The 13,086-nt window shown below is 73.2% G+C and carries 11 protein-coding genes; 2 read left to right on the top strand and 9 right to left on the bottom strand.

The window, feature by feature from the left end:
* Positions 1-132 precede the first annotated feature (132 nt).
* Entirely contained in the window at positions 133-1,086 is a 954-nt protein-coding gene (locus QF032_RS27360) for a 2-hydroxyacid dehydrogenase (RefSeq protein ID WP_306949144.1), read from the bottom strand.
* A gap of 75 nt (positions 1,087-1,161) precedes the next feature.
* On the opposite strand from QF032_RS27360, the gene QF032_RS27355 reads away from it, so the two are divergent.
* Positions 1,162-2,160: an aldo/keto reductase gene (locus tag QF032_RS27355; RefSeq protein WP_307050339.1), complete on the top strand. Its 999-nt coding sequence runs from the start codon at positions 1,162-1,164 to the stop codon at positions 2,158-2,160.
* A 137-nt stretch (positions 2,161-2,297) separates the two neighbouring features.
* Complete coding sequence (locus tag QF032_RS27350; protein WP_307057836.1) at positions 2,298-3,458, top strand: PQQ-dependent sugar dehydrogenase; 1,161 nt, start codon at positions 2,298-2,300, stop codon at positions 3,456-3,458.
* Positions 3,459-3,467: 9 nt separating this feature from the next.
* Here QF032_RS27350 and QF032_RS27345 read toward each other — a convergent pair whose 3' ends face one another.
* The 8 genes from QF032_RS27345 to gatB form a co-directional block, all read right to left on the bottom strand.
* Positions 3,468-3,728, bottom strand: coding sequence for a DUF6191 domain-containing protein (locus QF032_RS27345; protein WP_306949146.1), 261 nt, complete (start codon positions 3,726-3,728; stop codon positions 3,468-3,470).
* A gap of 36 nt (positions 3,729-3,764) precedes the next feature.
* The gene (locus tag QF032_RS27340; protein ID WP_307046127.1) at positions 3,765-6,890 is read right to left on the bottom strand and encodes a helix-turn-helix transcriptional regulator; all 3,126 of its coding nucleotides are present in this window, start codon (positions 6,888-6,890) and stop codon (positions 3,765-3,767) included.
* A 155-nt stretch (positions 6,891-7,045) separates the two neighbouring features.
* Positions 7,046-7,240 carry a hypothetical protein gene (locus tag QF032_RS27335; protein ID WP_307046125.1) on the bottom strand — a complete coding sequence of 65 codons (195 nt, stop codon included), beginning with the start codon at positions 7,238-7,240 and terminating at the stop codon, positions 7,046-7,048.
* 215 nt (positions 7,241-7,455) lie between these two features.
* On the bottom strand, positions 7,456-8,085 hold the full coding sequence (locus tag QF032_RS27330; RefSeq protein WP_307046123.1) for a hypothetical protein: 630 nt from the start codon (positions 8,083-8,085) through the stop codon (positions 7,456-7,458).
* Positions 8,086-8,120: 35 nt separating this feature from the next.
* Positions 8,121-8,693 (bottom strand): GNAT family N-acetyltransferase, encoded by a 573-nt coding sequence (locus tag QF032_RS27325; RefSeq protein WP_307046121.1) that lies wholly within the window; start codon positions 8,691-8,693, stop codon positions 8,121-8,123.
* Complete coding sequence (locus tag QF032_RS27320; protein ID WP_307057834.1) at positions 8,671-10,935, bottom strand: MMPL family transporter; 2,265 nt, start codon at positions 10,933-10,935, stop codon at positions 8,671-8,673. The genes QF032_RS27325 and QF032_RS27320 overlap by 23 nt, the downstream gene beginning before the upstream one ends.
* Before the next feature lie 224 nt (positions 10,936-11,159).
* Positions 11,160-11,471 (bottom strand): hypothetical protein, encoded by a 312-nt coding sequence (locus QF032_RS27315; RefSeq protein ID WP_307046116.1) that lies wholly within the window; start codon positions 11,469-11,471, stop codon positions 11,160-11,162.
* A gap of 85 nt (positions 11,472-11,556) precedes the next feature.
* Complete coding sequence (gatB, locus tag QF032_RS27310) at positions 11,557-13,071, bottom strand: Asp-tRNA(Asn)/Glu-tRNA(Gln) amidotransferase subunit GatB (RefSeq protein WP_307057832.1); 1,515 nt, start codon at positions 13,069-13,071, stop codon at positions 11,557-11,559.
* Positions 13,072-13,086: the final 15 nt, after the last annotated feature.

The raw sequence follows: 13,086 nt of genomic DNA, 5'->3' as shown, positions 1-13,086 counted from the left end.
GTCTCGTCACTCAGGGACATAGTTCCTCTACGCTGCGTGACGATCATCGGCATATGCGCCCGGATGAGGTACAGAACGCGTCCGGAGGACTGCGGAGGGTATCCGAACCGGACCGCGGGACTGCCGTCGCCGTCAGGTCCCCGTGGGCGCGCCCGTCGTGAGGATCACGTTGCGCAGCGGCTCGCGGTTCACGAAGCGGCGCAACTGGTCGGCCAGCAGGCGCTCGGCGCGGGGCCGGAAGGCGGAGGTGGGTCCGCCGACGTGCGGGCTCACGAGCACGCCCGGCGCGGTCCACAGGCGGTGCCCCGGGGGCAGCGGCTCGGGGTCGGTGACGTCCAGCGCCGCGGTCAGCCGGCCGCTCTCCAGTTCCGCGAGCAGCGCCCCGGTGTCCACGACCCCACCGCGGGCCACGTTGACGAGCAGCGCGCCGTCCTTCATCCGGGCCAGGAACCCGGCGTCGGCGAGGCCGAGGGTGGTCTCGTTCAGGGGTGTGCAGAGGATCACGACGTCCGCTTCGGGGAGCAGGGCGGGCAGTTCGGCGATCGGATGCACGGGGCCGCGCGCCGTCGTGCGCCAGGAGCGCGCGACGCGCGCCACCCGCGCCACCTCGAAGGGCACGAGCCGGTCCTCGATGGCGGAGCCGATGGAGCCGTATCCGACGATGAGCACGTTCTTGTCGGCGAGCGCCGGCCGGAACCCGCCGAGCCACTCCCCCCGGTCCTGGGCCCGGACGAAGTCGGGGACGCCGCGCAGCGAGGCGAGGACCAGGGTGAGGGTGAGCTCGGCCGTGCTCGCCTCGTGGACCCCGCGCGCGTTGCAGAGCCGTACTCCGGGAGGCAGCGACCCGAGGGCCGGCTCCACGTGGTCGATGCCGGCGGACAGGGTCTGCACGACCTCCAGCGAGCTCATCGCGGGCAGGGGCCGCTGCCCGACCTCGGGGGCCTTCATGTAGGGGACGACGTAGAAGGCGCAGTCGGCGGGATCCGCCGGGAAGTCCTGTTCGCCGTCCCAGAAGCGGTAGGCCGGGCCCTGCGGGAGGCCGTCGATCTCTTGTGGGGGGATGGGCAGCCATACGTCAGCACTCATGGCCGGGAGGCTATGTCAGGCCCATGTCGCGGCAGAGGTTAGGTTGGGGGCCGGGTGAGGGAGGGTTTCGAGCAGGTGGAGCGCAGGACGATCGGCGCGGGGGCGCTCGAGGTGGGTGCCGTGGGTCTCGGGTGCATGCCGATGAGCTGGGCGTACAGCGGGTCGCGGCAGAGGGGCGACGAGTCGCTCAGGGCGGTGCACCGGGCGCTGGACGAGGGCTCGTCCCTGCTGGACACCGCCGACATGTACGGCCCGTTCACCAACGAGCTGTTACTGGGGCGGGCGTTGAAGGAGCGGCGCGCGGACGCGTTCGTGTCGACGAAGGTCGGTCTGCTCGTCGGCGAGCAGCACATCGTGGCCAACGGCCGCCCGGGGTATGTGAAACGGGCCTGCGACGCCTCCCTGCGGCGGCTGCAGACGGATGTCATCGACCTCTACCAGCTGCACCGCGCCGACCCCGAGGTGCCGGTCGAGGAGACGTGGGGCGCGATGGCCGAGCTCGTCCGGGCCGGCAAGGTGCGGGCGTTGGGGCTGTGCGCGGTGGGCGCGCGGGGTGGCCGGCGATCGAGCGGACACCTGTACGACGGAACGATTCGGCAGCTGCGGCGCGTCCAGCAGGTCTTCCCGGTGAGCGCGGTCGAGGCGGAGCTGTCGGTGTGGTCGCCGGAGGCGCTGGACGGCCTGCTCCCGTGGTGCGAGGCGCACGGCGTCGGCTTCCTGGCCGCGATGCCGCTCGGCAACGGCTTCCTCACCGGCCGGCTGACCCCCGGGCAGGGATTCGAACCGGACGACATGCGTGCCCGGCATCCGCGTTTCACCGCCGAGATGATGGCCTCGAACCAGCCGATCGTCGTCGGCCTGCGCCGGGTCGCCGCCCGGCACGGCGACACCGTGACGGCCGCACAGGCCGCCCTGGCCTGGGTACTGGCGCAGGGCCGGCACGTGGTGCCGGTCCCGGGCGCCAAGCGGGAGCGGTGGGTGTCGGAGAACGCGCGCGCGTCCCGTCTGCGTCTGACGCCGCAGGACTTGGCCGAACTGGCGCAGCTTCCGGGGGCGCAGGGATCGTGGGAGTGAGCGCCCCACCCGGCGCGCCGGAGCCGGGGGAACGGACACCGCTTTCGGGTCGACCCCGCGCCGAACGGGAACCCGGGAGGCGCGAGCGGCGTAAGACAGGTGAAGGCCGCCGAAGGAAACCGCGTGTCGAAGGGACCATGATCGTGCGACGTCGAGCTGTGTCGGCCGTGTTGGTCACGGGTGCCCTGCTGGTGACGGCCGGCTGCTCGTCCGGCGCCGGGGGGTCGTCCGGCGCCTCCGCCAGCGCGTCCCCGGGGAGTACGGCCGCGCAGACCTCCCCGGCCGCCGAGAGCACTCCGCCCGCGAAGGGCACCGTCGACGTGGTGCGCACGGTCACCGAGGGACTGAACAGCCCCTGGGGCCTCGCCCCCCTCCCCGAGGGCGGCCTGCTGGTCGGCTCGCGCGACGAGGGCACGATCACGCGGGTGGACGAGAAGACGGGCGGGAAGACCGCGGTGGGCGAGGTGCCGGGCGTCTCCGCGAACGGCGAGGGCGGCCTGCTGGGCCTCGCCCTCTCTCCGGACTACGCCTCCGACCACATGGTCTACGCGTACTTCACCTCGGCCTCCGACAACCGCGTCGTCCGCATGCTCTACGACGCGAAGCGACCCGCCGGCGATCAGCTGGGGGCGCCCGACACGATCTTCAAGGGCATTCCCAAGGGCATGATCCACAACGGCGGCCGGATCGCCTTCGGACCCGACCGGCAGCTGTACGTCGGCACCGGCGAGAACGGCGACCGGGGGCTGGCGCAGGACAAGAAGTCCCTCGGCGGCAAGGTCCTGCGGCTCACCCCGGAGGGCGACCCGGCCCCGGGCAACCCGTTCCCGGACTCCCCGGTGTACTCGTACGGCCACCGCAACGTGCAGGGGCTGGCCTGGGACGCCAAGCAGCGTCTGTTCGCGTCTGAGTTCGGCCAGAACACCTGGGACGAGCTGAACGCGATCGAACCCGGCGCCGACTACGGCTGGCCGGCTGCCGAGGGCACGTCCAACGAGGGGAAGTACCGCGACCCGACGGCCCAGTGGCACACCGACGAGGCCTCTCCGAGCGGCATCGCCTACGCCGAGGGCTCGATCTGGATGGCGGGTCTGCGCGGGCAGCGGCTGTGGCGCGTCCCGCTGAAGGGCACGGCCGTCTCGGCGGATCCGCAGGCCTTCCTCAAGGGCGAGTACGGCCGGCTGCGCACGGTGGTGGCGGCAGGCGGCGACAGGCTGTGGATCACCACCAGCGCCACGGACGGCCGCGGCGCCCCGAAGAAGGGGGACGACCGGATCCTGGAGCTGCGGGTGACCTGACCGACGCCGTCACCCCTCCCCCGTCGCGGACCTCTCTCCGGTCGGCATCTCCCCCACCCGACCGTCCCGCGCCGGCTCCTCCCCCGGCGGACCGTTCTCCGTCGGCTCCGGTTCGGCCGCGCGGACCACGACCTTTCCGGAGGCGAGGTCTATCGGCCCGCGCCCGGGATCGGCGTCGCCGACGTCCTCCCGGGTGAGCTCCAGCCGGTTCTGCTCGTCCCGGGTGTGCTTGCGGCCCGGTGAGAAGAGTTCCTCGAAGGCGTTGAACATCGTTCTCCTCTGCCGGGTCGCGGTCGGCTTGCCCCATTATCGCGCGATCGGACCGTCGCGGGCCGTCGGCGGGAACAGTCCCAGGCGGTGGGCCACCGCCGCCGCCTCTCCCCGGCCGGAGACGTCGAGCTTCGACAAGATGTTCGAGACGTGCACGCTGGCCGTCTTCGGGGAGATGAACAGCTCCTCGGCGATCTGCCGGTTGGTCCGGCCGGCGGAGACCAGACGCAGCACGTCGCGTTCGCGGCTGGTGAGGCCGAGTGCGGCGATCGGGTCCCCGGGGCCGGCCGGGATGTCCGGCGGGCCCGCGGCGGTGGACCGGGACAGCCGGGCGCGCCGGCCGAGCAGGGCGACGGCGTCGGCGAGCGGGCGGGCCCCGAGGTGGGCGGCGACCGCGTGCGCGAGGCGCAGGAGTTCGGCGGCCCGGTCGCGTTCGGCGTCCCCGCCGGAGGCGAGCAGCGCCTCGGCCATGCGGTGCCGGGCGCGCGCGAGGTCGTAGGGGCGGTCCAGGCACTCGAAGGCGGCGACGACCTCGGCCCAGTCGTCCGGGTCGTTTCGGCCCTCGGCGCGGGCGAGTTCGGCGTGGAGCCAGAGTGCGTGCGCCCGCCACACGGGGGCGATGGCGACGAGCCTCTTCGCGGCCCGGCGGATCCGGGCCGGCAGCCCGGCGTCGGTCCCGGCCGCCGCCGTGACCGCCGGGACACCGTTGCCCGCCGCCGGGATCGCGTTGACCGCCGGGACCGCGATGACCGCCGACGCCGCGGTGAGCAGCAGGGGCCAGGCATAGCGCTGCGCGCCGGGCGGGAATCCGACGTCCAGGGCGTGTTCGAGATGGGCGCGGACGTCGGCGGGCCGGTCCTCGGCCACGGCGAGGGCGATGGCGAGGCGGGCGAGCGGAAGACGGTCCTGCGGCATGTGCTCACGGGAACCGACGTAGCCGTGCGCGGCGGCCAGCCGGCGGCCCGCCTCGGCGAGGTCGCCGCGGGCCAGGGCGAGTTCGGCACGGAGTGTGGCGTGGGCGCCCTTGGGGCCCACGCCCCGGGCGATGCGTCCCGCCTCGGCGCTCGCACGGTCCGCCTCGTCCCAACGCCCCAGCGACAGAAGGGACTCTGCCAGGTTGCCGTGGACCCACGCCTCGGTGTCGGGCAGTCCCTGCCGTTCGGCGTAGGCGAGTCCCTCCGCCATGATCGCGACGGCTTCCCGGGAGCGTCCGACCGCCTCCAGCTCGGAGGGGAGGTTCACATAGGCGTCGAGCGCGACGGTGGGGATGTCCTCGGCGAGCGCCCGGTCCTTGACCTCGGACAGCTCGGTGAGACCGGGCTCGATGTCCCCGGCGTCGACCATGAGGATGCCCAGGATCTGGCGGGCCTTGAGCTCGGTCTCACGGGCGCCGACCATCCGGGCGTACTCCACCGCCCGCTCGGCGGCCCGGTAGGCGTCCGGTCCCGGCACATGGAGCGCGGACCAGCCGGCGACATGGGCGAGCACCTCGGCGTGCACCTCGCTGGGCGGCAGACCGCGCAACAGCTCCTCCGCCCGGGCCAGTTCCTCGCGGCCGCCGCCCCGGCCCAGGGAGCGCACCAGACGGGAGCGCTGCACCCAGAACCAGGCGGCGCGCAGGGGGTCGCCGTCGCCGTCCGCCAGCAGCCGCAGCGCCCGCTTGGCGATCTTCAGGGCGCGTTCGCGTTCCCCGCAGTAACGACCCGCGACGGTGGCCTCGGCCATGAGGTCGAGGTAACGCAGCGCGATGGTGGCGGGGTCACGGCCGCCGGGAGTCCCCCCGTGCCGTTCGGGCGGGCCCGGCGGGTACGCCTCGGTGTGGCCGATGGGGCGCAGCGCGGCCCGCACCTCCTCGGGGGCGCCTTCCCACAGCTCCATCGCCCGTTCCAGGAACCGCAGTTGCTCGCTGTAGGCGCGTCGGGAGCGGGCCTCGACGGAGGCGTCGAGGACGGCGGGCAGGGCCTTGGCCGGATCGTGGGCGTGGTACCAGTAGCCGGCCAGCCGCATGACACGCTCGTCGGCGGGGACGAGCGTCGGGTCGGCCTGCAGGGCCTCGGCATAGCGGCGGTTGAGACGGGAGCGTTCCCCGGGCAGGAGGTCGTCGCTCACCGCCTCGCGGACCAGGGAGTGGCGGAAGCGGTAGCCGTCCCCGTCGGGCACCGCGAGCAGCAGATGGGCGTTGACGGCGGCGCGCAGGGCCTCGATCAGCTCGTCCTCGGCGAGCCGGGCGACGGCGTCCAGCAGCCGGTACTCGACGGTGGAGCCGCCCTCGGCGACGATCCGGGCGACGTTCTGGGCGGAGTCGGGCAGCGTCTCGACGCGGACGAGGAGCAGGTCGCGCAGGGAGTCGGTGAGGCCGGTGCGGCAGCCCTCGCCGGCGGCGACGGCGAGTTCCTCGACGAAGAAGGCGTTGCCGTCGGAGCGCTCGAAGATGGCGTCGACCTGCGCGGGGTCGGGTTCGCGGGCCAGGATGCCGGCGATCTGGCGGCCGACCTCGTCCCGGGTGAAGCGGGCGAGTTCGAGACGCCGTACGGTGCGCAGCCGGTCGAGTTCGGCGAGCAGGGGGCGCAGCGGGTGACGGCGGTGGATGTCGTCGGCGCGGTAGGTGGCGAGGACGACGAGGCGGCCGGTGCGCAGGGTGCGCAGCAGGTAGGACAGCAGATGGCGGGTGGAGGCGTCGGCCCAGTGCAGGTCCTCCAGGGCGAGGACGACCGTGCGGTCGGCGGCGAGGCGTTCCAGGAGGCGGGCGACGAGCTCGAAGAGCCGGGCCATGCCCTCCTCGTCGTGGCGTGCGGCCGTGCTCTTCCCGCACTCCGGCAGCAGCCGGGCGAGTTCGTCCTCCTGTCCGGCGGCGGCGGCGGCGAACGCGTCCGGCAGGGCCCGGCGCAGGGCGCGCAGCGCGGTGGAGAACGGGGCGAAGGGCAGTCCGTCCGCGCCGATCTCGACGCAGCCGCCGACCGCGACGACGGCGTCCCCGCGGCCGGCGGTCGCGGCGAACTCCTCGACGAGCCTGGTCTTGCCGACCCCGGCCTCGCCGCCGACGAGCAACGCCTGGGGCTCTCCCGCGGCGGCGCGGGAGAGCGCGCCGTGCAGGATGTCCAGCTCGTCGGAGCGACCGACGAAGACGGGGCTGACGGACCTGGTCTCCACGGGGGCGAGCATGGCACGCGGGCGTGAGGAGGGCCCAGCGGATATCGCCGGGCCCCCGATGGGCGGGCACCCGCCGGGTGTTCCCCCGGTGGCCGGGTCTCCGGCGGGTGTTCCCCCGGTGGGCGGGCGGCCGACCCCCGTGCGACCGCCCGCCACCGCCGGGGCGGTCACGCCGTCCGGGGGAACCGGAGCCGGCGCGGACGGTGGCTATGGGACTCGGACCCGGCGCCCCCGTTCGCGCGTTCGGCGGCGGCGCGGCGGGCGGCGCGAGCGCCTCGGACGGCGGTGCGGGCGAGCCGCTCGTCGGCGGCCCGCCGGCGCAGTTCGGCGGAACGGGCCTGCTGGAGCTCGTACTCGTACATGGTGTGCGTCCTCTGAGAGATCGGTTTCGGCTTCGCTTGCTGCGATGCCTCGACCTTCGTCTCCCAGGGGGGTCCGCCGCATCGGGAGAGTTCCGCATCTTCGGCGGGCGGCGGGGCCTTAGACGTGCCCGAGGGGCCTCAGAGCCGGCCGTAAGGTGCTTACGGCGGTCCTGAGACCCCTCGTGGTCTGCCGAAACTGCGAGAACTGCGGGAACTCAGCTCCCGGGCAGGCCGAGCAGCGCGTCGGTGTACTTGAGCACGGCCAGCAGCAGACCGATGACGCCGAGCGCCACGCCCGCCCAGGAGACCGACTTGATCCAGGCCGCCTGCGGCCGGTCCGGGCTGCCGAAGGCCGGGCGGGCCAGCACGACGACGCCGACGACCAGCGCGGTCAGCGCGAACAGGCCGGCCGTCAGGGCGGTGATCTGCCAGGGATCGCCGTAGCTCTCCTTGAGCTGAACGGCGATGCTCGGGGTGCCGTTCGCCGAGTTCTCCATCTGACCGAGAATGGATTCGCGTTGGGCGGCGATCGTGCCGACCCAGCTGCCGGTCAGCGACACGAAGCCGAGGACCGCGGAGACGACCGCGCCCGCGCCCTGCCCCACGCCGACGGAATCGTCCCCGAGCCCCTCCAGGTCGTCGGCGCCGTCCGTGTCGTCGACGCCCCGCGGGTCCTCCGCGGCGGTCTCCCCGGAGTCCGCGAGCTTCTCGGCGTCCTTCGGCTGCTCGGTCTCCGTCGTCGCCCGGTCGCCGGCGTCGGTCCTGGTGACGTCCACCGCCTCCTCGTCGCTCGTCGCCCCGGCACCGCTTTCGGCCCCGGGCTGGTCAGCAGTCTTGGTTCCCATACCTCGCACCGTACGGACGCTCTCTGAGAGGTCCCTTAGAGATCGTTGTGAGCGGCGCCCGCGCGGGCGTCGCGCCACTCCTGGGCCAGCACGGACCACACCTCGAGGTCGTGCCGCTCCCCACGATAGGGGTAGGCCCGGCGGCGGACGCCGTCGCGGGTCATCCCGAGCCGTCGTGCGACGTTCAGGCTGGCGGTGTTCCCGGCGGAGGCGATCCACTCGACCCGCTGGATCCCGCGCTGCTCCACCGCGTGGTCGATCAGGACCCGCACGGCCCGGGTGACCAGTCCGCGCCCGGTGGCGGCGGGCTCCAGCCAGCAGCCGACCTCGCAGTTCCCGCCGGCGGCGTCGAAGTTCAGCAGGAGCGCACCGCCCACCAGGCGGCCGTCCAGCCACAGGCCGTGCAGTGAGCCGGTGTCGGCGGCGCGCATGTCGGCGTACCTCTGCAGCACCTTCCGCGCGGTCGCCGCGTCGACGGCCTTCGCGCCGAAGGGGGCGTACCGGTTGATGAAGTCCCGGCCGCGCTGCAGGTGCGTCAGGAACTCCTCGGCGTGCCAGGGCTCCAGGGGGCGCAGCTCGGCTCCGTCACCCAGCGATATCGCGTACATCCGGCCGCGGCTCCCTCTCCAGTTCGTCCATTGCCCCGGCGAGCCTCTCATGGGCGGCCCGGCACTCGGGCGGTTCGATGCTGATCCGCGGCAGGCGCCGGTCGAGCGCCCGGGGCAGCCACCAGTTGGCGCCGCCGAGCAGGTGCATGAGGGCGGGGACGAGGAGGGTGCGCAGGACGAAGGCGTCGAGGGCGACGGCGGCGGCGAGCGCGATGCCGAACATGGCGATCACCCGGTCGCCGCTGAGCACGAAGGCGAGGAAGACCGAGATCATGATGACGGCGGCCGAGTTGATGACCCGGCTGGTCTCGGCGAGGCCGACGCGGACCGCGCGCCGGTTGTCGCCGGTCTCCAGCCACTCCTCGTACATCCGGCTGACCAGGAAGACCTGGTAGTCCATGGAGAGCCCGAACAGCACCGACACCATGATCACGGGGAGGAAGGGCTCGATGGGACCGGCGCGGCCGAGTCCCAGCAGTTCGCTGCCCCAGCCCCACTGGAAGACGGCCACCACGATCCCGAAGGCGGCGGCGACGGCGGCCACGTTCATGACGGCCGCCTTCAGCGGGATGCCCACGGACCGGAACGCGAGCAGGAGCAGCAGGCAGCCCAGGCCGATGACGACGCCCACGAAGAGCGGCAGCTTGTCGACGATGACGTCCGCGAAGTCGTCGTAGCCGGCCGTGACGCCGCCGACCTGCACGTCGAGCGAGGTGCCCGCCTCGGCGCGGGGCAGCACCTCGGTGCGCAGCCGGTCGACGAGTTCGCTGGTGCGCTGCGACTGCGGGGCGGAGTCCGGGACCACGGTCAGGTATGCGGTGCGGCCGCCGGAGCCGAAGGCCACCGGCGTCACGGAGGCGACGCCCTCGGTGGTGCGCAGGGCGGTGTCGAGGTTGTCCAGGGCGAGCCGGTCCTCGGCGCCGCCGACGCGGGTCACGAGGGTCAGCGGGCCGTTGACGCCGGGTCCGAAACCTCCCCCGCTCTCGGCTGCGCTCGGGCGGGAGGCGCCGTCGGCGAGGAGGTCGTAGGCCTGGCGGGTGGTGGCCGTTTCCGGGCCGTTGCCCTGGTCGGAGGTGCCGAGGCGGAGAGAGAAGGTGGGCAGGGCGAGGACGCCGATGACGACCAGGGCGAGCGCCCCGAGGAGCTTGGGGCGGCGCTCCACGAACGCCGACCAGCGGGCGGCGAGCCCGGTCGGCAGCTCCGGCTGGGGCCCGTGTTCGGTGAGGCGGCGGCGTTCGCGGCGGCTGAGGGCGCGCATGCCGATGAGGGACAGCAGGGCGGGCAGCAGCGTCACGGAGGCCGCGACCGTGAGGACGACGGTGAGGGAGGCGGCGATCGCCACCCCGTTGAGGAAGCTCAGGCGCAGGATCAGCATGCCGAGCAGGGCGATGCACACGGTGGCGCCCGCGAAGACGACCGCGCGCCCGGTGGTGGTGACGGCGTTCGCGGCGGCCTCGGCGACCGGCAGCCCGCGTTTCAGGCCGCGCCGGTGCCGGGTCACGATGAACAGCGCGTAGTCGATGCCGACGCCCAGCCCGATGAGCATGCCGAGCATGGGCGCGAAGTCGGCGACGGTCATGGCGTGCCCGAGCAGCACGATCCCGGCGTAGGCGGTGCCGACGCCCACCAGGGCGGTGGCGATGGGCAGCGCAGACGCGGCGAGCGAGCCGAAGGCCAGGAACAGCACGACGCCGGCCACGATCACGCCGACGATCTCGGCGAGGTGCCCGCCGGAGGACTCGGTGAGCGCGATGGCGCTGCCGCCCAGCTCGACCTGGAGCCCGTCGGTCTCGGCGGCCTTGGCGGCGTCGACGACGGCGCGGGCCTCGCCCTCGTCGATGTCCTCGGCGCGGTCCTCGAAGGTGACGGTCGCGTAGGCGGTGTGCCCGTCCCTGCTGATCTGCGCCGTGCCCCGGTCGCCGTAGGGGCCGGCGACGGAGGCCACGCCGGGCAGGCCGGCGATCTTCTCCAGCGTCCGGGTCATGGTCTGTTCGACGTCGGCGGCCTCCACGGAGCCGGTCGTGGTGTGCCAGACGACGGTGTCGCTGTCGCCGCCCAGGTCCGGGAAGGCCTCGGTGAGCAGCGAGGTGGCGCGACCGGACTCGGTGCCGGGGACCTCGTAGTCGTTGGAGTACGCGGAGCCGGCGACGGCGGCCGCGGTGGCCGTGCCTGTCAGGGCGAGGAGCCAGAGCAGCACCACCACCAGGCGGTTGCGGACACACCAACGCGCGAGGGCTGCCACAGCTGTGCTCCCGGAGGAAGAATTGTGGATCTTTGACCGGGAATCAGCCAGCAAAGAACGTATGAGCGATCTGGGATCACTCTCGCAGGTGAAAAAGATCGAATGACACGTTGGTGTGACTTTTCACAAGAGTGGGAGGCACGTCACAGGACAATAACGCCGTCCGTGTCGGGCCACGTCAGCCGGGCCACGCCGGTCGCCACGCGGGACCGCGCCGGAACACGTCAGTCGGACTGGTCCCCGATCGCCATGACCATCACGCCGGCGACGAGCAGCCACAGCGCGCGCCGGGTGCGGCCCCGGGAGCCGAGGAACGCGGCGAGTGCGCAGACGGCGGCGCCGAGCGCGTACGCCGACGGGACGAGGGCCGGGACGGAGCGGCCGAGGCGTATGAGGGACGCGGCGAGGCCGGCGAGGGTGAGCAGGGCTCCGGCGACGGTCGCCGTCCAGCGGGCCCGCCGGGCCTCCTCCGTGCCGTACTCCTCGTCCGGGTCCTCGGTGTCGCTGTGGGCGTCGGAGTCGGTTCGTGCACTCATGGCGGGCGAGCGTAGCGCGTCCGGCCCAGAACGCGGCCAGGGGTGCACCGGCTGACCGGTGCACCCCTGGTGGCTCGCGAAGGGGTCAGCCCTCGCTGACGCCCAGCTTCTCCAGGATCAGCTCCTTGACGCGGGCCGCGTCGGCCTGGCCGCGCGTGGCCTTCATCACGGCGCCGACCAGCGCGCCGACCGCTGCCACCTTGCCGCCGCGGATCTTGTCGGCGACGCCCGGGTTGCCGGCGATGGCCTCGTCGACGGCCGTGCCCAGCGCCGAGTCGTCGGAGACGACCTTCAGCCCACGCTTGTCGACGACCTCGTCCGGGCCGCCCTCGCCCGCGAGGACGCCCTCGATGACCTGGCGCGCCAGCTTGTCGTTCAGGTCACCCTTGAGTACCAGCTCGGCGACCCGGGCGACCTGCTGCGGCGTGATGGCCAGCTCGTCGATCGGGACGCCCGACTCGTTGGCGCTGCGGGCCAGTTCGCCCATCCACCACTTGCGGGCGGACGCCGCGTCGGCCCCGGCGTCGATGGTGGTGACGATCAGGTCCAGCGCGCCGGCGTTCAGGATCGACTGCATGTCGTTGGCGGAGATGCCCCACTCGGCGACCAGCCGGTTGCGGCGGGCCAGCGGCAGCTCCGGCAGCCCGGCGCGGATCTCCTCGACCCACTCGCGGGACGGGGCGACCGGGACCAGGTCGGGCTCCGGGAAGTACCGGTAGTCCTCGGCCTCCTCCTTCACGCGGCCCGAGGTCGTGGACCCGGTGTCCTCGTGGAAGTGGCGGGTCTCCTGGACGATCGTGCCGCCGCCGTTCAGGACGGCCGCGTGCCGCTGGATCTCGAAACGGGCCGCACGCTCCACGGACCGCAGCGAGTTCACGTTCTTCGTCTCGGAGCGCGTGCCGAACTTCTCCCGGCCGTGCGGGCGCAGCGACAGGTTCACGTCGCAGCGCATCTGGCCCATCTCCATGCGCGCCTCGGAGACGCCGAGCGCCTTGATGACCTCGCGCAGCTCACGCACGTACGCCCGGGCGACCTCGGGGGCACGCTCGCCCGCGCCCTCGATCGGCTTGGTGACGATCTCGATGAGCGGGATGCCGGCCCGGTTGTAGTCCAGCAGCGAGTGGGACGCGCCGTGGATGCGGCCGGTGGCGCCGCCGACGTGCGTCGACTTCCCGGTGTCCTCCTCCATGTGGGCGCGCTCGATCTGCACCCGGAAGGTCTCGCCGTCCTCCAGCTGTACGTCGAGGTAGCCGTCGAAGGCGATCGGCTCGTCGTACTGGGAGGTCTGGAAGTTCTTCGGCATGTCCGGATAGAAGTAGTTCTTCCGGGCGAAACGGCACCACTCGGCGATCTCGCAGTTCAGCGCGAGACCGATCTTGATGGCCGACTCGATGCCGATCGCGTTGACGACCGGGAGCGCGCCGGGCATGCCGAGGCAGGTGGGGCACGTCTGCGAGTTGGGCTCGGCGCCCAGCTCGGTCGAGCACCCGCAGAACATCTTCGTCTTGGTGCCGAGTTCGACATGGACCTCGAGGCCCATGACGGGGTCGTACGACGCCAGCGCGTCCTCGTACGACACCAGGTCGGTCGTGGTGGTCACGGTGTAACTTCCCTC

The organism is Streptomyces achromogenes, assembly GCF_030816715.1.
Taxonomy (GTDB): domain Bacteria; phylum Actinomycetota; class Actinomycetes; order Streptomycetales; family Streptomycetaceae; genus Streptomyces; species Streptomyces achromogenes_A.
This window is presented reverse-complemented; position numbering and strand designations above follow the sequence as displayed.